General features: G+C 67.1%; 26 protein-coding genes and 1 pseudogene. 13 read left to right on the top strand and 14 right to left on the bottom strand.

Annotation, left to right across the window (positions count from 1 at the left end; translation table 11 throughout):
• Positions 1-86: 86 nt before the first annotated feature.
• The 5 genes from DIE17_RS37800 to DIE17_RS02590 form a co-directional block, all read right to left on the bottom strand.
• Positions 87-566 (bottom strand): hypothetical protein, encoded by a 480-nt coding sequence (locus tag DIE17_RS37800; protein ID WP_260427853.1) that lies wholly within the window; start codon positions 564-566, stop codon positions 87-89.
• Between the two features lie 184 nt (positions 567-750).
• On the bottom strand, positions 751-972 hold the full coding sequence (locus DIE17_RS02605; RefSeq protein ID WP_124485847.1) for a hypothetical protein: 222 nt from the start codon (positions 970-972) through the stop codon (positions 751-753).
• Between the two features lie 49 nt (positions 973-1,021).
• Positions 1,022-1,834: a fused MFS/spermidine synthase gene (locus DIE17_RS02600; protein WP_124519725.1), complete on the bottom strand. Its 813-nt coding sequence runs from the start codon at positions 1,832-1,834 to the stop codon at positions 1,022-1,024.
• 5 nt (positions 1,835-1,839) lie between these two features.
• The gene (locus tag DIE17_RS02595; RefSeq protein ID WP_044843459.1) at positions 1,840-2,103 is read right to left on the bottom strand and encodes an HPr family phosphocarrier protein; all 264 of its coding nucleotides are present in this window, start codon (positions 2,101-2,103) and stop codon (positions 1,840-1,842) included.
• 35 nt (positions 2,104-2,138) lie between these two features.
• Positions 2,139-2,585 (bottom strand): hypothetical protein, encoded by a 447-nt coding sequence (locus tag DIE17_RS02590; RefSeq protein WP_124519724.1) that lies wholly within the window; start codon positions 2,583-2,585, stop codon positions 2,139-2,141.
• A 207-nt stretch (positions 2,586-2,792) separates the two neighbouring features.
• Here DIE17_RS02590 and DIE17_RS02585 point away from each other — a divergent pair.
• Positions 2,793-3,147, top strand: a pseudogene (locus DIE17_RS02585) (zinc ribbon domain-containing protein YjdM).
• Between the two features lie 298 nt (positions 3,148-3,445).
• Here the strand turns inward: DIE17_RS02585 and DIE17_RS02575 are convergent.
• Positions 3,446-3,643 (bottom strand): ribbon-helix-helix protein, CopG family, encoded by a 198-nt coding sequence (locus DIE17_RS02575; protein WP_044843458.1) that lies wholly within the window; start codon positions 3,641-3,643, stop codon positions 3,446-3,448.
• 168 nt (positions 3,644-3,811) lie between these two features.
• Positions 3,812-4,579, bottom strand: coding sequence for a YoaK family protein (locus tag DIE17_RS02570; RefSeq protein WP_044843457.1), 768 nt, complete (start codon positions 4,577-4,579; stop codon positions 3,812-3,814).
• A gap of 245 nt (positions 4,580-4,824) precedes the next feature.
• On the opposite strand from DIE17_RS02570, the gene hyfB reads away from it, so the two are divergent.
• The 7 genes from hyfB to DIE17_RS02535 all read left to right on the top strand — a co-directional run bounded on the left by hyfB (position 4,825) and on the right by DIE17_RS02535 (position 12,371).
• The gene (gene hyfB / locus DIE17_RS02565) at positions 4,825-6,831 is read left to right on the top strand and encodes a hydrogenase 4 subunit B (protein WP_124519723.1); all 2,007 of its coding nucleotides are present in this window, start codon (positions 4,825-4,827) and stop codon (positions 6,829-6,831) included.
• Entirely contained in the window at positions 6,825-7,775 is a 951-nt protein-coding gene (locus DIE17_RS02560) for a respiratory chain complex I subunit 1 family protein (protein WP_044843455.1), read from the top strand. The genes hyfB and DIE17_RS02560 overlap by 7 nt, the downstream gene beginning before the upstream one ends.
• Positions 7,776-8,435 carry a formate hydrogenlyase gene (locus DIE17_RS02555; protein ID WP_044843454.1) on the top strand — a complete coding sequence of 220 codons (660 nt, stop codon included), beginning with the start codon at positions 7,776-7,778 and terminating at the stop codon, positions 8,433-8,435.
• The gene (locus tag DIE17_RS02550) at positions 8,428-9,891 is read left to right on the top strand and encodes a hydrogenase 4 subunit F (RefSeq protein ID WP_124519722.1); all 1,464 of its coding nucleotides are present in this window, start codon (positions 8,428-8,430) and stop codon (positions 9,889-9,891) included. Before DIE17_RS02555 ends, DIE17_RS02550 begins: the two co-directional genes overlap by 8 nt.
• A gap of 3 nt (positions 9,892-9,894) precedes the next feature.
• Positions 9,895-11,457 carry an NADH-quinone oxidoreductase subunit C gene (locus tag DIE17_RS02545; protein ID WP_124519721.1) on the top strand — a complete coding sequence of 521 codons (1,563 nt, stop codon included), beginning with the start codon at positions 9,895-9,897 and terminating at the stop codon, positions 11,455-11,457.
• Complete coding sequence (locus DIE17_RS02540) at positions 11,457-11,972, top strand: NADH-quinone oxidoreductase subunit B family protein (protein ID WP_044843451.1); 516 nt, start codon at positions 11,457-11,459, stop codon at positions 11,970-11,972. The genes DIE17_RS02545 and DIE17_RS02540 overlap by 1 nt, the downstream gene beginning before the upstream one ends.
• Positions 11,973-12,173: 201 nt before the next feature.
• Positions 12,174-12,371: a DUF2970 domain-containing protein gene (locus DIE17_RS02535; RefSeq protein WP_044843450.1), complete on the top strand. Its 198-nt coding sequence runs from the start codon at positions 12,174-12,176 to the stop codon at positions 12,369-12,371.
• 210 nt (positions 12,372-12,581) lie between these two features.
• Here DIE17_RS02535 and DIE17_RS02530 read toward each other — a convergent pair whose 3' ends face one another.
• Together DIE17_RS02530 and DIE17_RS02525 are read right to left on the bottom strand one after the other, a co-directional pair.
• Complete coding sequence (locus DIE17_RS02530; protein ID WP_044843449.1) at positions 12,582-12,794, bottom strand: DUF2909 domain-containing protein; 213 nt, start codon at positions 12,792-12,794, stop codon at positions 12,582-12,584.
• A complete protein-coding gene (locus tag DIE17_RS02525; RefSeq protein ID WP_044843448.1) occupies positions 12,791-13,141 on the bottom strand; it encodes a hypothetical protein in 351 nt (116 codons plus the stop codon). The genes DIE17_RS02530 and DIE17_RS02525 overlap by 4 nt, the downstream gene beginning before the upstream one ends.
• 373 nt (positions 13,142-13,514) lie before the next feature.
• On the opposite strand from DIE17_RS02525, the gene DIE17_RS02520 reads away from it, so the two are divergent.
• On the top strand, positions 13,515-13,700 hold the full coding sequence (locus DIE17_RS02520; RefSeq protein WP_044843447.1) for a ribbon-helix-helix protein, CopG family: 186 nt from the start codon (positions 13,515-13,517) through the stop codon (positions 13,698-13,700).
• Between the two features lie 21 nt (positions 13,701-13,721).
• Here the strand turns inward: DIE17_RS02520 and DIE17_RS02515 are convergent, their stop codons facing one another.
• Both DIE17_RS02515 and DIE17_RS02510 read right to left on the bottom strand, forming a co-directional pair.
• A complete protein-coding gene (locus DIE17_RS02515; protein ID WP_124485840.1) occupies positions 13,722-14,558 on the bottom strand; it encodes a spermidine synthase in 837 nt (278 codons plus the stop codon).
• Between the two features lie 46 nt (positions 14,559-14,604).
• Positions 14,605-14,949, bottom strand: coding sequence for a zinc ribbon domain-containing protein YjdM (locus DIE17_RS02510; RefSeq protein WP_044843445.1), 345 nt, complete (start codon positions 14,947-14,949; stop codon positions 14,605-14,607).
• A 237-nt stretch (positions 14,950-15,186) separates the two neighbouring features.
• Between DIE17_RS02510 and DIE17_RS02505 the strand changes: the two genes are divergently transcribed.
• The 3 genes from DIE17_RS02505 to DIE17_RS02495 all read left to right on the top strand — a co-directional run bounded on the left by DIE17_RS02505 (position 15,187) and on the right by DIE17_RS02495 (position 16,643).
• Positions 15,187-15,579, top strand: coding sequence for an HPr family phosphocarrier protein (locus tag DIE17_RS02505; protein WP_260427854.1), 393 nt, complete (start codon positions 15,187-15,189; stop codon positions 15,577-15,579).
• 76 nt (positions 15,580-15,655) lie between these two features.
• A complete protein-coding gene (locus DIE17_RS02500) occupies positions 15,656-15,877 on the top strand; it encodes a hypothetical protein (protein ID WP_044843444.1) in 222 nt (73 codons plus the stop codon).
• Between the two features lie 211 nt (positions 15,878-16,088).
• Positions 16,089-16,643, top strand: coding sequence for a GNAT family N-acetyltransferase (locus tag DIE17_RS02495; RefSeq protein ID WP_260427855.1), 555 nt, complete (start codon positions 16,089-16,091; stop codon positions 16,641-16,643).
• 93 nt (positions 16,644-16,736) lie between these two features.
• Here DIE17_RS02495 and DIE17_RS02490 read toward each other — a convergent pair whose 3' ends face one another.
• From DIE17_RS02490 to DIE17_RS02480, 3 genes are all read right to left on the bottom strand, one after another.
• Positions 16,737-17,222: a DUF1641 domain-containing protein gene (locus DIE17_RS02490; protein ID WP_124485837.1), complete on the bottom strand. Its 486-nt coding sequence runs from the start codon at positions 17,220-17,222 to the stop codon at positions 16,737-16,739.
• Positions 17,223-17,335: 113 nt separating this feature from the next.
• Positions 17,336-17,818 (bottom strand): BON domain-containing protein, encoded by a 483-nt coding sequence (locus DIE17_RS02485; RefSeq protein WP_044843441.1) that lies wholly within the window; start codon positions 17,816-17,818, stop codon positions 17,336-17,338.
• Positions 17,819-18,330: 512 nt separating this feature from the next.
• Positions 18,331-18,726, bottom strand: coding sequence for a DUF305 domain-containing protein (locus DIE17_RS02480; RefSeq protein WP_124519719.1), 396 nt, complete (start codon positions 18,724-18,726; stop codon positions 18,331-18,333).
• A 189-nt stretch (positions 18,727-18,915) separates the two neighbouring features.
• Here DIE17_RS02480 and DIE17_RS02475 point away from each other — a divergent pair, with 189 nt between their 5' ends.
• Positions 18,916-20,742, top strand: a complete 1,827-nt coding sequence (locus DIE17_RS02475; RefSeq protein ID WP_124519718.1) for a thiamine pyrophosphate-requiring protein — start codon at positions 18,916-18,918, stop codon at positions 20,740-20,742.
• Positions 20,743-20,780 lie beyond the last annotated feature (38 nt).

Raw genomic sequence — 20,780 nt, 5'->3', positions numbered from 1 at the left:
GAAAGTCGGACCTCGATGAAGACAATCTATGTCGCGCATGACCGGCGAGCAAGGCCGCTTGCGCGAACGGCGGCATGCAGGTTCGCCTAGGAATCCGATGATTTCGCCGACGGGGAACGCAAGCCGAGCATGACCGCCTGCCGATGCCGCCATTGAAGCAGCGCGTCGCGGAACTCGTCGGATGATTGTCCGGACGTAACGCGCCATGCTCCGGATTGAAAGGATCTCGCGGCGCGCCAGAACGACCGGGCCTCGGGCCCGTCGTCGATGGGAGTAATGGGCAACTGGTACGTTCGATGCAGATACGACAGGAAGGCGAGACCGTAGCCGCGGCGCCTCATCGTCGGGAGAATTTCCAGTCGATGGACATATACCCGATCGGTTCGCGGCGCCAGGCTGTATGTCGCCGCGCCGACGATACCGCCGGATGCCGCGAGGATCGCGACTTCCCACCCCGAATGCGGCACACCGTCGATGCCCAGATCGATCGGCGTCGATTGAAAACGAATCACGGGAAGCCGGCGAAATTTGTGCCGCGCAAAAAGTAACCGCAGGTAGGAAAGCACGTTCAGCCTTTCGTCATGTCCGCAGCGGCACGCTTGCTCCTCTTCGCGCGCCACCGCAATTCGCAGCCGCACCCTGGCGCGTTGACGCTTCCCCTGTCGAACGCAAGCGCCCATGACATGAACGACCCGGCATGGATGTCCGGATCGACGCGACCGTGCGATTCGCGAGCGACGCCGGCCAGAACTATTTCCGGTTCTTCAGGAACGTCTGTCCGGCTGCCGTAATCGAGACGCTTCCGCGGCCGTTCGTCGGATAGCGCACGAACCCTGCGCCGATGAGCTCGCGGGTGATGGACCAGCCAAGTGCGGGTGTATCGCGACCGTAACGAATATCGGCAAGGCGCTCCAGGGCCCAGATCGCGGATGCCGAGATGGTCGGAACGGTCGAAGCTTGGTTATCGCTCATGGCGTCTCCAGGTGTTTGATCATGATCAAGGGTGCCGCATGTATCGGACTCAATCGGCAAGGCACGCACTCAGGCGCGTCCAGTCGTAACGGGCGCCGACCTCGATGCGTACGGCGGCATCGACGAGGTCGATGCCGTGGCGGCCGCAGTGCCGATCCGCACGTTCGATGAGTGCCTCGAGCGACGGCAGCGGTGCGTCGCTCTTCCAGGCGAAGGCGATCACGTTGCCCGCACCGTCTTCAGCCGGTGCGATTGCGACGGACGGGCCGAACGTCTCACGCAGCCTCGCGAGACACTCACCGAGTCGCGGATCGTCGCCGAACAGATTGACGACGAGCACGCCGTCGTCGTTCAGTCGCGCGCGACAGGTGTCGTAGAAGGCTGCACTGCAGAGCTCGGACGGCGCGCCATCCGCATTGAAACCATCCTGCAACAGCGCATCGAATGTGTGCGCGGTCGTCGACAGGTGCCGCGCCGCGTCCGCGCAGATGATCGCCAGTCGCGCGTCGTCGGGTGGAACGTGGAACCGGTCGCGAAGCGCGATCACTTCCGGATTGATTTCGATTGCGGTGAGACGGGTGTTCGGCAGGTTCCGATAGCAATACTTCACGAGCGAACCGCCGCCGAGCCCGATCAAGCCAACATGCGCGGGTTCCGGCTGAAACAGCAGGAACCCCATCATCGTGCGCGTATAGCCGAGTGCGAGCGCGTCCGGGGCCTCCCGCAGCATCGTGCTTTGCATGCCACGGCCGTCGAAGCACAGCGAGACGAGGTGCTCGTTTTCCACGACGATCGGCTTGTCGGCGATCTCGGCCGGGGAAGCCGCGCGCAGGCCCAGGAACGGAAAATCGACAGGCGGCACGTCGGTCAGCCCTCTTGAAGCAAGGGCAGGAGCGCACGAAGCGCCGCCTCTTCGTCCGGACCGCTTGCAAGGACTTGCGCGGATGCGCCGCGACGCACCTGCAGCGATGACATGGCCATGCCGTCCTTGGCATTCCCGCGCCGCCCATTGGCGATCAGCAGGATGTCGCTGTCGAAACGGCGCGCCGTGACCACGAGCGCATCGCGCACGGCGGTCGCACCGTTCCGGCTCCAGGCGGGACCTGCTTCGAAATAAACGACGGTTGCCATGTTCCTCGCGTGTGGCGTGAGAGGGATGCCGGCATTCAGTGGGACGGGCCGATCCGGCAGGCCATCAGGAACGCCTGGAACTCGGTTTCCCATCCCGCGTCGCGCATGTCGATTTCGAAACCGACGAGACGCTGCATTGCGCCGCTCAGATACACGACACGGAGCACTCGAGGCGGCACGCCCTGCGCGAAACAGCAGCCATCCGCATCGAGCAGCAGGCGCGGATGGTGCCGCAAGCGCGCACTGGCCACCGAGATGGGATCCATCACATGCCGAGCCGATTCCCGCGGATAGACGAACGCCAGATGAATACCGGCGGCCGCGAGCCGCTCGCCCACATCATGGAAGCGGTGGACCATCTGGAAGCCGCGCTCGCCGCCGCGCCCGACGCCCACCACGACAAGCCCCCGGCTCCCGGCGACCTCCGGCAGGGATATGGGCCGCCGATCGGGCAACAGCAGCATCCCATCCAGATCGAACATGTCGGCTACCTCCGCGAATCCGCCCTCAATTCCGGCGATCGGCGGCAAGACTGAATTATAAGACAGCATTCATAGAATGTGTATTTCATTATAATGTTGTGTGCGCCCACCCCGAGGTCGGCCCGCCTGCGAGCCGACGGCACGGCGCCCGTTCCGGCGAGGCAGGTATCCGCCCGCTTTTGCCGCCGACCGGTTCGAATCCGTCCGATGGAAGCCGCGAACGGTGCCCCCGCCTGCCCGCAATGCGCAATGGAAAACACCTGCCCAAACGGCACACTGCATCTGTGCGCGGACTGAGGTCATGAATGGTCGGCGGGCGCCGGCATCGAATCCGCTGACGAATCGGCCAGGCGAGTCGTCAAGGACGCGAACGGCAATGTGCTGTCGGACGGGGGGCGCGGTCGCGCCGATCAAGGATCCGCGCGTGAAGGGTTCATCGATCACGCTGAGAATGGGCGCCAAGGTAAAAAGCATCCGGATCGTCGGCGGCGATCACGAGATCGACGGCAAGACCGACGCGGGCAGCTTCGTGCTCGCGGCGTGCCTTCGCCGGGAAGCGTGACGCCGCGCGCTTACCTACGGCGAACCCGCTTGTCGTTGCAGTTCGCTGCACGCGCTCCCCACCGACAACATATCTACCCGGATCGATCGGGCATGGAGCGCGGTTATCGGAATCTGCCCGGCGTGACCATCGACGCGATTGCGCTACGCGATGTATTCAGGATTCCTGCAGACGATGCCCGGTTCAAGATGGCCCGTGCGGATGGCACGAAGTACGTGACGCGGAAGGATGCCCATACGGACCCTGGCATGCGCACGGCATGCGCACCGGGAAATCGACGTCCAGGCGGCTCGCGAACTCAGTCCGCGCTTCGCTTCACCCGTTTGCCGAGCGCGCTTTTCGTCTTGTAGCTCACGCCGTGTTGTTCGAGATACTCGCGAATCAACTGCCGCACGACTTGCGACGGCGTCAGGTCCTGCTCCGCGCAGAGCATGTCGAACGCCTCTTTCTTGGCGGGATCGATCAGGATGGTCAAGCGTGCGGTTTTCGTTTCCATTGCAGGGCAGAGTCGGCGATATGCTAATTTAATTATAATGCATCGGCCCTTGCGTACCGCGCCCGAAAGCATTCGGCACGCGCGTGTGGCCCACGCTCGGCGAAAGCGCCCCAAGCAGGATCCGCCGCCGGCAACGCGCAGTCGGGTTTCGTTTCACCTTGTGCAGGCTCACGACCGGCGGTCAAGCCGATAGAGATAGTCGAGCACGTCGTCGACGACGGGCACGATCGCCAGCGTGACGAGTGCCGCGGCCAGCGGCACGGTCGACACGTAGCCGACATGCTTGAAGCCGATTGCGCCGGCCAGCCCCCCGACGAAGAACGACGCCAGCATCGTCGCGTGAATCCTGAGCTTCGCGCGGTTCGCGATCACCGTCTGCGCGTGCACGTCGGCACTCGAACGATTCCAGTAAAAGAGCTTGCCGAGTTCGATGCCGAGGTCCGTCACGATGCCCGTCATGTGCGTCGTGCGGATTTCCGCCCCCGACAGCTTGGTGATCATCGCGTTTTGCAGCCCCATGATGAAGCACAGCAGGATCACCGTGACCGGCATGAAGAACGCTTCCCACAGCGCGAGATGGCTGCCGAGCAGCCCGAACAGGAGCAGCAGCGCCGCTTCGACCAGCAGCGGCAGCACATACTGACTCTGCAGCCCGCGGCGCCGCCCCCAGTTGACGAGCACGGCCGAGCAGCCGGCACCCACCAGAAACGACGCGAGCGAACCCACCCCGGCCAGCACGAGCCGGATGTCGCCGAGCGCGGTCTGATCCGCGATCGCCGACACGATCCCGCTCATGTGCGACGTGTATTGCTTGACCGCGAGGAAACCGCCGGCATTGGTTGCGCCGGCGACGAAGGCAAGCGAAAAACCGAGCTGGCGGTTCGCGGCCGCGCTGCGGTGTTTTCCCGTCAGGCTTCGGAAGTACTGCGCTGGCATAGGATCTTCCCTCATTCGCCCGGATCGGGAGACAACGACGCCCCGAGCGGAACCCGGCGCGCCGCGGCACACCGCCACGGTCGCCCGTTCCAGCCAGGGAGTCATGAGACTTTCATGATAACGGCATTATCATACCTTGTTATCCTGATTCGTCTTTCGGTGTCATAATGCGGGCAGGAACAGGCTGCGGAAGAAGCGGTCTTTCCATCACCTCGTCCAACCCGAGCGTACTGGAGACATTCCGGATGGCACCCGTGCCGGTCGTCCATTTCGTCCTGCTGGCCGTGGCCGCGTGGCTCGCGGTCGGCACGCTGGGGCTCGGGGCGCTGCGCCGCACGCGACTGGTTGCCCACGGCCTCTTTCCGCTCGGCGCGCTGGTCGGGCTGCTCGTCGGCGCGGCGGGCCTCGCCGGCATCCTTGCCGAGCCGTCTGCCGCGGTGCTGCCGATCGGGCTTCCCGGCCTGCCCTTTCATCTGCGTCTCGATCGCCTGTCCGGCTATTTCCTGTTCGTGCTCGGCCTCGTCGGCACGGGGATCGGCGCCTTTTCAGCCGGATATTTCCGCAAGGGCGAAGGATCCGCGCCCGGGCTGATCTGCTTCGAATACCACGTCTGCGTCGCAAGCATCGCGCTGGTGTTGATCGCCGACGACGCCTATGTATTCATGGTCGCCTGGGAGACGCTGACGCTGTCCGCGACGTTTCTCGTCATGACCAACCACCGGATCGGCGAGATCCGCCGGGCCGGTTACCTGTATTTCCTGATCTCGCACGTCGGCGCGCTGGCGCTGCTGCTCTGCTTCGGCATTCTGCAGGCGCGCACCGGCGACTACACCTTCGCCAACCTGCGCGCGCAGTCGCTGGATGCCCTGCCCGCGTCGTTCGCCTTCCTGTTCGCGCTCGTCGGGTTCGGCGCAAAGGCGGGGATCTTCCCGCTGCATGTGTGGCTGCCGGAGGCGCACCCCGCGGCGCCGTCGCCGGTCTCTGCGCTCCTCAGCGGATTCGTGCTGAAAGTCGGCCTGTACGGCCTGCTGCGCGTGCTGTTCGACCTGTTGCACGTGCAGATTGCGTGGTGGGGCGTGCTGCTGCTCATGCTGGGGCTCGGCACCGCGCTGCTCGGCGTGGTGTTCAGCACCATCCAGGTCGACATGAAGCGCCTGCTCGCCTATTCGTCGATCGACAACGTCGGCCTGATGCTCGTCGCGCTGGGTCTCGCGGTGCTGTTCCGCGCGTACGGGATGACGAGCCTGTCGGCGCTCGCGCTGACCGCGATGCTCTACCAGATCGTTGCGCATGCGGCGTTCAAGAGCCTGCTGTTCCTGGGCACGGGCGCCGTGCTCCACGCCACCGGCGAGCGCAACCTCGGCAGGCTCGGCGGACTGATCCGCTTCATGCCGTGGACCGCGTGGGCCGTCCTCGCGGGCGTCGCGGCCAGCGCGGGCCTGCCGCCGCTAAGCGGTTTCGTGGCCGAGTGGCTGCTGTTGCAGGGCTTTCTGTTCGCGCCGCGGTTGCCGGATTCGGTGCTCGCGATGACGGTGCCGATCGCCGCCGCGCTGATCGCCATGTCGGCCGCGCTGGCCGGCTACACGATGGTCAAGTTCTTCGGCATCGTGTTCCTCGGGCAGCCGAGAGAAGCGAAGCTGAACCGCGCCCGCGACGCGAACGCGTGGGAACGGCTCGCGTTCTGCTGGTTCGCGGCCGCCAGCGTGCTGCTCGGGCTGATGCCCGCCCAGTTCGTCAAGCTGCTGGATCGCGTCACGCACACGCTGGTCGGCGCCGGCGTCGGCGCGGACAATCATGGCTGGCTGCTGTTCGCGCCCGTGTCGGCCGCTCGCGCGAGCTACATGCCGGCGGCGTTCATGCTGTTCTTCATCGCCTGCTGCGGGCTCGCGTGGGTGCTGGTGCGGCGTTTCTATCACGGCCGGCTGCGCCGCGCGGCCCCCTGGGGCTGCGGCTTCCCGTTCACGACCGCGCGCATGCAGGATACGGCGGAAGGATTCGGGCAGCCGATCCGCGAAATCTTCGCACCGCTGCTGCACATCGAGCGGCAATTGCCGTCGCCGTTCGACACCCAGCCGGCCTACCGGGTGTCGGTGACCGATCGCACCTGGTCCGCGCTCTACGCGCGCATCGCGGCGCTCACGCAACGCGCCGCCGACTGGGCAGGCCGCCTGCAGACGGGCAAGATCGCGGTTTACCTGACCTACAGTTTCGTCGTGCTGATCGTGCTGCTGATGTTGGTGAGACGATGGTAACCCTGTCCGGCGTCATCTCGCAGACTCTCGAAATCGTGATAGCGATCGCGGCCGCGCCATTGCTCACGGGGTGGGTCAACCAATGCCGCGCCTGGCTTCAGAACCGGCGCGCGCCGTCCATCTGGCAGCCGTACCGGATGCTCCACAAGCTGTTCAACAAGGAATCGGTCATCGCGCACGGCGCGAGCCCCGTGTTCCGCGGCGCGCCCTATGTCGTCTGGGCCGCCATGACGCTCGCGTGCGCAATCGTGCCGACCCTGTCGACCGAGTTGCCGCTGTCGCCCGCCGCCGATGCGATCGCGCTCGTCGGCCTGTTCGCGCTCGCGCGCGTCGCGCTGTCGCTCGCGGCGATGGACGTCGGCACGGCGTTCGGCACGCTCGGCGCGCGCCGCGAAATGCTGATCGGCTTCCTCGCGGAGCCGGCATTGCTGATGGTGCTCCTGTCGGCCTCGCTGATTACGCAGTCGACGCTGCTGACGAGCATCGTCGCGACGCTCGGCCGCGGCGAGCTCACGATCTATCCGAGCCTGGCGTTCGCCGGCATCGCGTTCACGCTGGTCGCGCTGGCCGAAAATGCGCGGCTGCCGGTCGACAATCCGACCACCCACCTCGAGCTCACGATGATCCACGAGGCGCTGATCCTCGAATATTCGGGGCGGCACCTTGCGTTGATGGAATGGGCGGCAAGCCTCAAGCTGTTCGCGTATTCGTGCATCGGTCTCGCGTTGTTCGTGCCCTGGGGCATCGCGAATGCGGGCGATCCGGTCGCGCTGCTGCTGGCGGTGCCGGTGCTCTTCATCAAGCTGACGGCAGGCGGTGTCGCGCTCGCCGTGGTCGAAACGGCCAACGCGAAGATGCGCATCTTCCGGGTACCGGAATTCCTGGCCACGGCCTTCCTGCTGGCCGTGATCGGCATGCTCGTCCACCTGCTGCTGGGGGCATGAATGCACGCCTACGCGACACAACTGATCAACTTCCTCGCGGCCGTGCTGCTGATGCTGTCGTTCGCGATGCTGAGCCAGCGCCGGATCCTGTCCCTGATCCATCTCTATACGCTGCAGGGCGTCGCGCTCGTGTCGGCGAACCTGATCCTCGGCTTCGTCACGGCCGACGTGCACCTGTATGTGTCCGCCGGGCTGACGCTCGTGCTGAAGGTCGGCGTGATTCCGTGGTTCCTGTATCGGCTCGTGCGCAGGCTCGACGTCAAGACCGACGTCGAACCGCTCATCAACATCCCGACCACGCTGCTGATCGGCATCGTCCTCGTGATCGTCGCGTTCAACGTCGCCGCGCCGATCAGCCAGCTCGCGACCTCGGTCGCGCGCGGCACGCTCGGCATTGCGCTCGCGTGCGTGCTGCTGTCGTTCATGGCGATGATCACGCGCGCCAAGGCCATTCCACAGGTGATCGGCTTCCTGTCGATGGAAAACGGGCTGTTCTTCGCGGCGGCGGCCGCGACCAACGGCATGCCGATGATCGTCGAGCTCGGCATCGGGCTCGACGTGCTGATCGGCATCCTGATTCTGGGCGTCTTCATGTTCCAGATTCGCGAGCAGTTCGACAGCCTGGACATCCATCACCTCGAGAAACTCAAAGATGAATGACGCCCACGTCGTGCTCGCCGTGCTCGGGCTGCCGCTCGCGGGCGCCGCGTGCCTCGCCTGCGTGCGGCCGAGCCGGGTCGCGCGCCAGCTGAACGTCGGCTTCAGCTTCCTGACCTTCGCGGCGACGCTGGTGCTGGCCGCGCGCACCGTCGAGCACGGCCCGTCGTTCGCATTCGGACGCGCGTTTTTCGTCGATCCGCTGAATGTCTATCTCGTTGCGCTCACGGCGTTCGTCGGCTGGACGACGTCGCTGTTTTCCCGGCCCTACATGCAGATCGAGGAAGCCCGCGGCCGGATGACGGCCGCACGGATGCGGCTCTATCACAGCATGTATCAGCTCTTCATGTTCGCGATGCTGCTCGCGCTGCTGACCGACAACGTCGGCGTGCTGTGGGTCGCCATGGAAGCCGCCACGCTCGCCACCGTATTGCTCGTCAGCGTCTACCGAACCGCCGCCAGCCTCGAAGCCGCATGGAAGTACTTCATCCTGTGCGGCGTGGGCATCGCCCAGGCGCTGTTCGGCACGATCCTGCTGTACCTCGCCGCGAGCCGGCAGCTGACCGACGGCGACGCGCTGCTGTGGACGAGCCTGGCCGCCGTCCGCACGCAGCTCGACCCGACGATCGTGTCGATCGCCTTCGTGTTCCTGCTGGTCGGCTACGGGACCAAGGTCGGCCTCGTGCCGATGCACAGCTGGCTGCCGGACGCGCACGCCGAAGGTCCGACGCCGATTTCGGCGGTGCTGTCCGGCCTGCTGCTGAACGTTGCGCTGTACGCGGTGCTGCGCTGCAAGGTCCTGGCCGACGGCGCGCTCGGCAATGGCCTGCCGGGGCGGCTGCTGGTCGGGTTCGGGCTCGTGTCGGTCCTGATCGCGTCGTTCTCGCTGTTCCGGCAGAAGGACGTGAAGCGCCTGTTCTCGTACTCGTCGATCGAGCATATGGGCTTGATGACGTTCGCATTCGGGCTCGGCGGCCCGATCGCGACGTTCGCCGGGCTGCTGCACATGACGGTCCATTCCCTCGTCAAGTCGGCGATCTTCTTCGCGGTCGGCCATGCCGCGCAGAAGGCCGGCACGCAGGCGATCGACGGCATTCGCGGGCTGCTGCAGGTCAGCCCGACGGTCGGCTGGGCCATGATGCTCGGCACGCTTGCGATTCTCGGCCTGCCGCCGTTCGGTGTGTTCGCGAGCGAATTCCTGATCCTGACGACGGCCATGAACACGCTCCCGTGGACCGCGCCGTTGCTGCTGCTCGGGCTCGCCGTCGCGTTCGCGGCGATCTTCGCGCGCGTGCAGCGGATGGTGTTCGGCGAAACGACGACGGCGACGCCGCTCGAACACCGGCCGGCGCTGCTGCCGGTGTTCGTGCATCTGGGACTCGGCCTGATGCTGGGCCTGTACGTGCCGCCTTACCTGGCCATGTGGTACCGCCAGGCGGCGACGATGCTGGCAGGGTGAACGATGCGACTCGACTTGATTCAGGCGGACGGCTCGACGCGCCTGCGGCACGCGGCAGGCCAGGTTCCGGCTGCCGTGGTTGACGTGGACGAACCGCGCTGGCTCGACATCGCGCATGCCGCGCGGAGGGAGCAAAGCCGGCTCGTCGCGATGTGGGGCGGCGAAACGCGCGCGCGCGCATTTTCGGTCAATGCGGCGTACGAATGCGACGACGGCGTCCTGTGGGTGCGTCTCGCGACAGGGCACGAACCGCGGGCCGACGGCGACTATCCCGATCTCGCGGGCGTGTTTCCCGCCGCGACGCGGATGCAGCGCGCCATTTTCGACCTGACCGGCCTGCGCGCGCGCTATGCGCGCGACACGCGCCCGTGGCTCAATCACGGCAACTGGCCCGACGACTACTTTCCGCTGCAGAAGCAGGCAACCGGCATCGAGCGATTCGAATCGAACGAAGCGGATTATCCGTTCGTGCAGGTTGCCGGCGACGGCGTGCACGAAATCGCGGTCGGGCCGATTCACGCCGGCATCATCGAGCCGGGCCATTTCCGGTTTTCCGTCGTCGGCGAGAAGGTGCTGCGGCTCGAGGAACGGCTCGGCTATGTACATCGCGGCGTCGAACGGCTGTTCGAACGGACGGCCGCATCGAACGGCCATCGCGTTGCGGGCCGGATCGCCGGCGATTCGACCGTCGCGTTCTCGTGGGCATATTGCATGGCGCTCGAACAGGCATGCGGCACAGCCGTGCCGGCGCGTGCGCTGGTGCTGCGCGCCCTCCTGCTCGAGCGCGAGCGCATCGCCAATCACCTCGGCGACCTCGGCGCGCTCGGCAACGATGCCGGATTCGCGTTCGGTCTCGCGCAGTTCTCGCGGCTCAAGGAGAACTGGATCCGGACCAACGGCGGCGTCATCGGGCATCGCTACCTGATGGACCGGATCGTGCCGGGCGGGCTGGCCGTCGACATCGATCCGGAAGACGCGGCGATCCTCACCGAACAGTGCGAACGCATTGCACGCGACGTGCACGTGATGCGCAAGATCTACGAGGACCAGTCCGGGCTGCAGGACCGGTTTCTCGGCACCGGCCGCCTGAATGCCGACGTCGTCGCGCATTTCGGCGTGCGCGGCATGGCCGCCCGCGCCAGCGGCCAGACCTTCGACGTGCGCGCGAACCTGCGGCCGGCCCCGTACCACGACCTGGCCGTCCAGGCGGCCAGCGATGCGCGCGGCGACGTTGCGGCGCGGGTCGCCGTGCGGTTTGCCGAAATCGACGAATCGCTGCGCCTGATGACCGACCTGCTCGCGAATCTTCCGGAGGGGCCGATCGCCGCCGCCGTCATGCCCGCGGCGGCGCCATCCGCGGGCATCGGCTGGGTGGAGGGCTGGCGCGGCGACGTGTTCGTCGCGCTCGAGACGGCATCGGGCGATGCCATCGCGCGCTGCCATTGCCACGATCCGTCCTGGCAGAACTGGCCGGCGCTCGAGCACGCGATCATCGGCAACATCGTTCCCGATTTCCCGCTGATCAACAAGTCGTTCAACCTGAACTACGCGGGGCACGATCTCTGATGTGGCAACTCATCCGTCAATTCGCGCGCACCGACTTTCCCGACGAACCCGTGCCGGCCACCGAAGCCGCGTGGCGACACGAGGCGCAGCAGATTCGTCAGGACATACTCGACCTCCTCGGCCGCGCCTTGTGCATCCGGCAGATCGACGCGGGTTCGTGCAATGGTTGCGAGCTGGAGATCCACGCGCTGAACAACCCGTACTACAACATCGAAGGGCTCGGGATCAAATTCGTCGCCAGCCCGCGCCATGCGGATCTGCTGCTCGTGACCGGCCCCGTCACGCTGAACATGAAGGCCGCCGTGCTTGCCGCGTACGACGCCACGCCGGCGCCGAAACTCGTCGTCGCGGCCGGCGAGTGCGCATGCACGGGCGGCATCTTTGCCGACAGCTATGCGGTGTGCGGCCCCGTTTCGTCGGTCCTGCCCGTCGACGTGACCATCCCCGGATGCCCGCCCCCTCCGGTCGATTTGCTGCGCGGCATCCTGACCGCCTGCCGATCACGCGGAGCCTGAAGCGGATGCCCGCGGCAATCCTTCAGGCGGCCGATGAGGGGCGGATATCCGGATCCATGACGTCGTCTCGTTCGAACGCAAGCCGGCCCCGGCGCACAGCCACCGAACGATCCGCGTGCAAACGGAAACGCGATGCTCACGCGCGTCGCGACGCGCGGTATCGGTATCCCTGCAACTTTTATTGAGGCGAAGGAAAACTGTATGACTGAAAAAGGTAAAGACCAGATCGTGCGTGCGTTCCGCGCGGTCTTCCTGGCGTTTCTCGGCGTCAACAAACGAAAGAATCTCGAAGCGGATGCCACGCAACTCAACCCGTTCGCGGTAGTCATTGCCGCGTTCGTTGCGCTTGGCGCATTCATTGCGCTGCTGCTGATCGTCGTTCATCTGGTCGTGGGTTGACGGTTCGCCGCCACGAATGCGCGAGCTCGCCACGGCAACGCACCGGCCAGGTCGCGCGCATGCCCGATCGCTACGGCGTGAAGATCGGCAGGCCCGGTGCGATCGGGTCGCCCGGGTCGATCGGCCGGTTCTCCCTTCTCCCGTATCGGATCGGCGATCCAGATCACCGGCGCCCGGCGCGCCGGTCGACGCGCGACCGAATGCCGCCCATCACCGCCCGATCGGCAGCCCCGTCGGTTCGATCCACCCGAGCCGGTATGCGATCAGCAGCGACAGGAACAGCGTGATCGACAACCCGACGCGCGCCGCCAGCGACCACGCCATCCGCTTGCTTCCGCCGCGGTCGTGATTCATGAAATACAACGCGAAAACCAGGCTTCCGATAATCATCACGAAAGCCGCCGAAACCAGCGCAATCTTCATTGTTTGTGTTCCTCCAGACCCGAATCGGTCTTCAGCAGTTCGGCCAGCCTTTGCCGCTCGGCAGCGACGTCGGCGACGCCCGACGCCGGCCAGTCCAGCGCCACGCCATTACCCAGCGAATCGCGCACGAGCGTCTGGTAATGGCGGTCGCTGATCCGGCCCTGCTCCATCGCTTCCGATATCTCATGCCGAAACGGTAGCGGAAAGCTCGCGTATCCGCGCGACAGCGCGGCATATTGCCGCGCGTCGATCTCTTTCGACGACGGCACGACGGCCCACACCACGACGGCCACGATGGCTGCAAACGGAATCGCCGTATAGCGGAGAACGAACTTGATCGGGGTCATGAGGCGGATATCGGAGTGGCGTGTAGCGGAGTGGCGTGTAGTAATGGCGAAGCAACGGCCAGGCAGCGCCGCGGTGACGGCCCGCACGGGCCGCATGGAAACGGAAGCGGCCGGCGCCCATCGCGCAAACGCCGGCGCCGCTTGGGCAGCCCGGCTGCCGGCAGCCACGTCCGACATTGTACTTAAAGCCCCATACGGCCAACAGGGCATGATAATCCGGTTATCATGTTTGCCGCGCGATCGACGATCCGTTCTCAGCGCGCGAATGCCGGCGTCGCGAGTTCGTGCGCACACCACAATCGCGCATTCGGACAGAGCAGCGAAAACGGATGGATTATAATTTGATTAACATATCGACCGCGCCCGCCTCACGATGGAAACGAAAACCGCCCGCCTGACCGTCCTGATCGACCCCGCGAAGAAAGAAGCGTTCGACCTGCTCTGCGCGGAGCAGGATCTCACGCCGTCGCAAGTCGTGCGTCAGTTGATCCGCGAGTATCTCGACAAACACGGCGTCACGTACAAGACGAAGAGCACGCTCGGCAAGCGGGTGAAGTAAGCCCGGCCGAACCCGGCGCCGTCACGCGCAGATCTCCCACCGTGCATGTTCACGCGCGCGCCACACGAGCCGCGCGGGATCGATGCCCTCCCCGGCCTTCATGCGCCGGGCGGTGGACGACAGCTTGAGCGCGCCGGCCGAACCGAACCCGAGCGCGCGTTCGAGCAGGATCCGCAGCGACGGCAACGGGTTGCCGTTCTTCCACGCGAACGCGATGAAGTTGTTGTCGTCGCCGCACGGCACCAGCGCATACGAATCGTCGAACACCGCGCGCAGTTGCTCGAGATGCCGCGGCAACGCCGGATCGTCGTCCATGAAGTTGATCGCGAGCACGCCCGTTTCGCTCAGCCGCGCACGGCACGCGTCGAGAAAGGCCACGCCCGTGCAACTGCCCGGCATGCCGTCGGCAACGAACGCGTCGTGCAGGATCACGTCCGCCCGGACCTCGGGCCTTGCCACGTAGTCGGCGCCGTCCGCGCAGACCACCGCGAAGCGCGCGTCGTCCTGCGGAATCCGGAACACCTCGCGCAGCGCGATCACGTCCGGGTTGATCTCGACCGCGTCGATCGCCGTGTCGGGCAGGTGCCGATAGCAGTATTTCGCGAGCGATCCGCCGCCGAGCCCGATCATGCAGATGCGCGCCGGCACCGGCTGCAGCAGCAGGAAACCCATCATCACGCGCGTATAACCGAGTTCGAGCCTGACCGGATCCTGCAGCGACATGAAGCTCTGCGTGCCGAAGTGGTCGAAGTGCAGCGACACCGCGTGCTTCGTCTCGAGCACGAACGGCCGGCCGTCGTTCAACGGCATCGCCAGGAACTGCAGGAATGCGTCATAGGACGCTCGATCCTCGCTCATGCTCGGCAGGCCCGGTTGATCGGAGCGTCGGTCGCGCCGCGTGCGGTCATACCTTCTTCAGGTAGCAGGCCTTCAGCATGAAGCCGCCCATGTCGGTCTTGCAATCGACTTCGTGATCGCCGCCGACGAGACGGATGCTCTTCACCTTGGTGCCCATCTTCAGCGTGATCGACGAGCCCTTCACGCGCAAATCCTTGATCAGCACGACGGAATCGCCGTCCGACAGCACGTTGCCGTTCGCGTCCTTGACGACGTCGCCCGCCGGTTCGTCGCCCGCTTCGGCGCCGGCGCCGGCCGACCATTCATGGCCGCAGTCCGCGCACACGTAAAGCGTGCCGTCCGGGTAGGTGTTTTCCATCGCGCATTGCGGGCAGGCGGGGGCGGCGTTCATTGCAGCTTCCATTCGGTGGGGGTTCAGGTCAATCGAAAAAAAATACCGGGCACGCAAGCACGTGGCCCGGACCGCGCGCGCACCGCTGCGATCCACGGATCGGCAGGGCAGCGCAACGCGCACACGACATTATAATGCAATACACATAATCCAGTTGTCGTATTATAATCGTCAGCTTTCGATCATTCGCCGGACTTGATGGCGGTTTCGCTGAGGATGTCGACATGTTCGAGATGAATGCCGCACCGGCACGCGATGCACGGCGCGCGGCGCTCCGTCGGGAAGCCGCGCGCCGCGCGTTCCCGCCGTGTTGCCGGCCGGCCATTGCACGCCGTTCCGGCGATTTTCCCCGAGGCTGATCCGCACGTGGCAACCGTCGTCTACGTTGAAATCGGCCCCGCATGGAACCGCGGCCGTGCGGCCGCGTCCCGCGACGCGATCGTCGCGGCGGCGCACCGCTTCCAAAGCGAGATCCTGCTGCTCGCCAACGGGCTCAGCGGCAGCGCGAAGGACGCAACGGCCATCGCCGCGCTGCAGATGCATGGCGGCACGTCGGCGCAGATGCTTGCCACCGGCCCCGACGAGGAAGCCGCGCTCCAGGCGCTGCTGCCGTTGCTGCAGGCGGGCTGACGCCGCCGCGCGCCGCGTCGCCCGATCCCACGGCCTCGTGCCGTTCACCCTGAATCACCCGTCCCCTGAGGAAGCGATGAACGACAACGTCACGTCCAATACCCCCAACCTGTCCGCGTCCGCGCTCTGGGCGCTCGAGCGCCTCGCCGACGTGCGCTACGGCCGCGATGCGCCGGCGCTCGGCTGGTCGGTCGAGCAGGAACTCGTCGGCGCGGGCTTCGTCAGCCATGCCGCGCATGGCCGTTCCGGAGCATCGATCACCGCGCACGGCCGCAACTTCCTGAAAAGCCGGAAGTAGGAAACAGGAAACGGCCGGCACGGGCGCGCTGCCGCCACGCGGCCGCCATCCCGTGCCGGCCCCGTCGGGCGACGGCTATCCCAGCGATGCGATTCGCATGCCCCGCTGCCGGCGGGGATTTGCGGCCGCGCCGCGGTTTCCGCGGTATCGTACGGGACCCAAGCGCGGCGCACCGTGCCGCCTTCGCCTTCCTTTCCTCATGGAACGCCCGATGACCTCCCGCGCCCTGCCGCCCGTCACGTCCCCGCCGGTTCTCGACACGCCACGCCTGATCCTCGAAGGCCATCCGCTCGGCGACTTCGACGCGCTCGCCGCGATGTGGACCGAGCCGACCGTCGTCGAGCACATCTTCAACGGCAAGCCGTCGGCGCCGCGCGACTCGTGGATGCGGCTGCTCGCGTATCGCGGGCTGTGGCCGCTGCTCGGCTACGGCTACTGGGCGATCCGCGAGAAGGCAACGGGCCGCTATGTCGGCGATCTCGGCTTCGCCGACTTCCACCGCGCGGTCGAGCCGCCGATTCGCGGCGTGCCGGAAGCCGGCTGGGCGCTCGCGAGCTGGGCGCACGGCAAGGGCTATGCGACCGAGGCGCTGGTGCATGCGCTCGGCTGGCTCGATGCGCAGAACCGGTTCGAACGCAGCGTGTGCCTGATCGCACCGACCAACGTCGCGTCGATCCGCGTCGCGCAGAAGGCCGGGTATGCCGATCCGGTGCGGATCCGCTTCAACGACGCCGATTCGCTGCTGTTTTCGCGCGCGTGCCGCTAGGCACGATGCCGCTGTCGCCGCCGACGACGGAACGCGCAGCGATCGCGAGCCAGCACAACCCTTGCATGCCGCGGGTCGGTGCGCCCGCCGCCGTCACGTGTCCGCCGGCTTGTCGCTGAGCGCGGACGACGCCGGATTCTCCGGCTCGCGCGCGAGGCCTTGCGCGAACACCTTCAACCCTTCGAGCAGCGGCGTCAGCGCATCCCACAGCGCTTCGTCGTGCAACAGCCGGTACGCGCCGCGCACGCCGGGCGCGACGTGCTCGTGCTCGGCCGGCTGCCACGCGCCGATGTGATGCAGCGCGTCGGCTGCCGCGAACACGGCCTTGCCGAACTGCTCCGGCGGAATCCGCGACAGCGCCGTCACGAGTGCCGCGAGGTTCTGCATGCCGCTTTGCATGCCGGGCTTGTCGAACGCGCCGACGAAAGTCTCGGCCATCTGCGCATTCGCACTGACGACCTCGTTCGCGAAGCGCAGGAAGCCATGGCGGTGGAGGCTGCCGAGCAGGCTTTCGAGCGCGTGGTGCGCGTCGGGCTCCGGTGCCGGGGGCGTCGTGGCGGGATAGGGACGATCGGTCATCAGCGGTTCTCAGGATGAGGCGCGGCGTGACGGACGTTGCGGCCGCCACGCGTGCGCCGGATTCGTGTCGTGCTTCGTTCACCGCGCCCGCCGGCGCGCAGCCGATGTCGCCGTCAGTGCGTCGGGCCGCCGGGCGGCGCCTTGTATTCGCTGCGTGCGCCCATCGCGTCCTCGACGGTCTGCACGCCGCGCAGCGCGGCCACGCCGTCGACGACGGCATGCCGTTCCGCTTCTTCCACCTGCCCGCTCAGGCGCACGTGCCCGTGCTCGACGGTCACGTCGACGTCGCGCGGACGCCCGACCAGATGGCCCAGCGCGGCACGCACGCGTTCGGTGACCAGTGCGTCGTCCGCGTCGCCGGCGAGCCAGTCGGCGCGCAGCCCCGCGATCGCGCCGCGCGCATGGTCGGCCGCGCGCTTCGCCTGCGTATTCGCGTAGTCGACCACGCCGTGGCGGCCCGCGGCGGCCTTGTCGCGCACGTACGCGCGCCGCCGCCGGCCCGACGCCGGATCGAGGAAATACATCGCCGCCGCGCCGCACGCGACGGCCACCGCGAGATTCAACAACGGGTTGTTCGAGCGTGTTCTGGAAGTCATGGGAGCACCGTGGTCGATACCCGGGACAGCCGGGCTTCGCCGACACGTGCAGCATGTGCCGTTCCTCGCCGCAACGCCGCCGCCGCGGCGGCGTTGCGCGCACGCCGGTGCGGCATCCGGGCCGCGTGGCTTACTCTGCGGCGGGGCGATCGAAATGACAAGCGCTTGAAAATTCCGCGACCGGCGAGCACCGCCGGCCATGGACGGTGCCGGGCGCGAAAACCGCGGCATGCGTCGTTGACGCGCGTCGAATGGCGCGGTACACGAGCCGGCCGCGGCCTGCGAGCCGGTTCATGCGCGAGCGTCCGGCGACGTGCGTTGCCGCCGCGCGTGCGTATCCGTGCCGCGGGCGGGCATGCGACTGACCGTTAGTTGCAATTTCAGGATCACCCGCCTGGGTGCTGGCCGCGGGCATGCGGCATCCGCCGTCGGTCATGCCCCCGCCCCCTGCTCGGATGCGGCCCGCCGCGACACGACCGACCGCGCCCGCTCAACCGCGTGATGGCCGGCGCTCACGGCGTCGCGCCGTGCATCTTCTGCCAGCGCTCCATCAACACGATCTCGTCGCGCTGCGCGGCGACGATGCGGCTCGCGAGCTGCCGCAGCGTCGGGTCCTTGCCGTACTTCAGCTCGACCCGTGCCATGTCGATCGCACCCTGGTGATGCGGCGCCATCTGCGACACGAAATCGCGATCGGCGTCGCCGGAATAACGCGCGCCCTCCATCGCATCCATCATCCTGCGGTCGGCGCGCTTGTACGCCTGGGTCGAGGTGTCGGGAACGGTCACGGTGTCGGGCGGGCGCAATTGGCCCCCGGCCGGCGATACGGCTGCCGCGGCGGCGACCAGCAGTGCGCAGGCGGCGCAGTGCCGGGCCGCGCGCACCGGGCGGCGGGTGAATGCATCCATGTCACGGCTCCTCGGGAATTGAACGGTCGGTTGCCTGCTCTTCGCGTGCAACGCTTGCCTGCAACGCCCGTACCCGACGCAGCCGGCACGCCCGCACGGCACGCGCATTGCGCGACGCACCGGCAACGCCGCGCACGGCGATCGCCCGCGCCCGGCGCACCGGCTCATCCCGAACCAAGGAGAAACGGCATGGCGACAGTGGCGGATTTCATCGTCGAACGGCTGTATGACTGGGGCGTGCGCCGCATCTACGGCTACCCGGGCGACGGCATCAACGGCTTCTTCGGCGCGCTCGGCCGGGCCGAGGGCAAGATCGCGTTCATCCAGGCGCGCCACGAGGAGATGGCCGCCTTCATGGCGTCCGCGCATGCAAAATTTACAGGCGAGCTCGGCGTGTGCGTCGCGACCTCGGGCCCCGGCGCGACGCACCTCGTGACCGGCCTGTACGACGCGCGGCTCGACCACATGCCGGTGCTCGCGATCGTCGGCCAGCAGGCGCGCGCGGCGCTCGGCGGCCACTACCAGCAGGAAGTCGACCTGCCGGCGCTGTTCAAGGACGTTGCGGGCGCATTCGTCCAGCTTGCCGTCGTGCCGGGCCAGGTGCGCCACCTGGTCGACCGCGCGGTGCGCATCGCGCTCGGTGCGCGCACGGTCACCGCGCTGGTGCTGCCGAACGACCTCCAGACGCTCGACTACGCGCCGCCGAAGCGCGCGCACGGCACCGTGCATTCGGGGATCGGCTACACGCCGCCGAAGGTGGTGCCCTATCCCGACGACCTGCAGCGCGCGGCCGACGTGCTCAATGCCGGCAAGCGGGTCGCGATGCTGGTCGGCGCGGGCGCGCTGCGTGCGACCGACGAGGTGATCGCGGTGGCCGACCGCCTCGGCGCGGGCGCGGCGAAGGCGCTGCTCGGCAAGGCGGCGCTGCCCGACGACCTGCCGTGGGTGACCGGCGCGATCGGGCTGCTCGGCACCCGGCCGAGCTACGAGCTGATGAGCGAATGCGACACGCTGCTCGTCGTGGGCTCCGGTTTCCCTTATTCGGAATTCCTGCCGAAGGAAGGCGAGGCACGCGGCGTGCAGATCGACCTGAAGGCCGACATGCTGAGCCTGCGCTACCCGATGGAGGTCAACCTCGTCGGCGACAGCGCCGAGACGTTGCGCGCGCTGCTGCCCCTGCTGAAGGAACGGGACGACACCGGCTGGCGCGACCGGATCGCGAAATGGAATGCGGACTGGCGCGACACGCTCGCGGCACGCGCGGCCGCGCAGGCGAGCCCCGGTCGCGGCGTGAATCCGCAACGCGCGTTCACCGAACTGTCGCCACGGCTGCCCGGCGACGTGATCCTGACGAGCGATTCGGGCTCCTGCGCAAACTGGTATGCGCGCGACCTGATGATGCGGCGCGGGATGATGGGCTCGCTGTCCGGCGGCCTCGCGTCGATGGGCGCCGCCGTGCCGTATGCGATCGCCGCCAAGTTCGCGCACCCGGCGCGCCCCGTGATCGCGATGGTCGGCGACGGCGCGATGCAGATGAACAACATGGCCGAGCTGATCACCGTCGCGAAGTACTGGCGGCAATGGCCCGATCCGCGCTGGATCTGCATGGTGCTGAACAACGAGGACCTGAACCAGGTCACGTGGGAGCAGCGCGTGATGGAAGGCGACCCGAAGTTCGACGCATCGCAGCAGATTCCGGATGTGCCGTACTACCGCTTCGCGACGCTGCTCGGGTTGAAGGGCATCTACGTCGACGACCCGGAGCAGCTCGGCGCCGCGTGGGACGAGGCGCTCGCGTCCGACCGTCCGGTCGTGCTCGAGGTCAAGAGCGATCCGGAAGTGCCGCCGCTGCCGCCGCACGTGACGCTGCAGCAGGCGAAGCACTTCGCGCAAACGCTGGTGAAGGGCGACGCACGCGAGGCGAACGTGATCGTCGAGACCGCGCGGCAGGTTCTGTCGGCCGTGCTGCCGGGCAACGGCGAACACGGTGGCAAGGGCGGGACAAGCCGGTCGTAGCGCATCACGGGCGGGACGGCGCGGTGCGCGTGTCGTGC

This window comes from Burkholderia sp. Bp9099, assembly GCF_003857805.1.
Lineage (GTDB): Bacteria > Pseudomonadota > Gammaproteobacteria > Burkholderiales > Burkholderiaceae > Burkholderia.
Note: the sequence above shows the minus strand (reverse complement) of the source record. Positions and strands in the feature narration are given on the sequence as shown.

Coding starts and splice junctions, on each gene's coding strand:
- DIE17_RS02605 (WP_124485847.1), bottom strand. CDS start 972: ATGAGCGATAACCAAGCTTCGACCGTTCCGACCATCTCGGCATCCGCG.
- DIE17_RS02595 (WP_044843459.1), bottom strand. CDS start 2,103: ATGGCAACCGTCGTTTATTTCGAAGCAGGTCCCGCCTGGAGCCGGAAC.
- DIE17_RS02590 (WP_124519724.1), bottom strand. CDS start 2,585: ATGTTCGATCTGGATGGGATGCTGCTGTTGCCCGATCGGCGGCCCATA.
- DIE17_RS02575 (WP_044843458.1), bottom strand. CDS start 3,643: ATGGAAACGAAAACCGCACGCTTGACCATCCTGATCGATCCCGCCAAG.
- DIE17_RS02570 (WP_044843457.1), bottom strand. CDS start 4,579: ATGCCAGCGCAGTACTTCCGAAGCCTGACGGGAAAACACCGCAGCGCG.
- hyfB (WP_124519723.1), top strand. CDS start 4,825: ATGGCACCCGTGCCGGTCGTCCATTTCGTCCTGCTGGCCGTGGCCGCG.
- DIE17_RS02560 (WP_044843455.1), top strand. CDS start 6,825: ATGGTAACCCTGTCCGGCGTCATCTCGCAGACTCTCGAAATCGTGATA.
- DIE17_RS02555 (WP_044843454.1), top strand. CDS start 7,776: ATGCACGCCTACGCGACACAACTGATCAACTTCCTCGCGGCCGTGCTG.
- DIE17_RS02550 (WP_124519722.1), top strand. CDS start 8,428: ATGAATGACGCCCACGTCGTGCTCGCCGTGCTCGGGCTGCCGCTCGCG.
- DIE17_RS02545 (WP_124519721.1), top strand. CDS start 9,895: ATGCGACTCGACTTGATTCAGGCGGACGGCTCGACGCGCCTGCGGCAC.
- DIE17_RS02540 (WP_044843451.1), top strand. CDS start 11,457: ATGTGGCAACTCATCCGTCAATTCGCGCGCACCGACTTTCCCGACGAA.
- DIE17_RS02535 (WP_044843450.1), top strand. CDS start 12,174: ATGACTGAAAAAGGTAAAGACCAGATCGTGCGTGCGTTCCGCGCGGTC.
- DIE17_RS02530 (WP_044843449.1), bottom strand. CDS start 12,794: ATGAAGATTGCGCTGGTTTCGGCGGCTTTCGTGATGATTATCGGAAGC.
- DIE17_RS02525 (WP_044843448.1), bottom strand. CDS start 13,141: ATGACCCCGATCAAGTTCGTTCTCCGCTATACGGCGATTCCGTTTGCA.
- DIE17_RS02520 (WP_044843447.1), top strand. CDS start 13,515: ATGGAAACGAAAACCGCCCGCCTGACCGTCCTGATCGACCCCGCGAAG.
- DIE17_RS02515 (WP_124485840.1), bottom strand. CDS start 14,558: ATGAGCGAGGATCGAGCGTCCTATGACGCATTCCTGCAGTTCCTGGCG.
- DIE17_RS02510 (WP_044843445.1), bottom strand. CDS start 14,949: ATGAACGCCGCCCCCGCCTGCCCGCAATGCGCGATGGAAAACACCTAC.
- DIE17_RS02505 (WP_260427854.1), top strand. CDS start 15,187: ATGCCGCACCGGCACGCGATGCACGGCGCGCGGCGCTCCGTCGGGAAG.
- DIE17_RS02500 (WP_044843444.1), top strand. CDS start 15,656: ATGAACGACAACGTCACGTCCAATACCCCCAACCTGTCCGCGTCCGCG.
- DIE17_RS02495 (WP_260427855.1), top strand. CDS start 16,089: ATGACCTCCCGCGCCCTGCCGCCCGTCACGTCCCCGCCGGTTCTCGAC.
- DIE17_RS02490 (WP_124485837.1), bottom strand. CDS start 17,222: ATGACCGATCGTCCCTATCCCGCCACGACGCCCCCGGCACCGGAGCCC.
- DIE17_RS02485 (WP_044843441.1), bottom strand. CDS start 17,818: ATGACTTCCAGAACACGCTCGAACAACCCGTTGTTGAATCTCGCGGTG.
- DIE17_RS02480 (WP_124519719.1), bottom strand. CDS start 18,726: ATGGATGCATTCACCCGCCGCCCGGTGCGCGCGGCCCGGCACTGCGCC.
- DIE17_RS02475 (WP_124519718.1), top strand. CDS start 18,916: ATGGCGACAGTGGCGGATTTCATCGTCGAACGGCTGTATGACTGGGGC.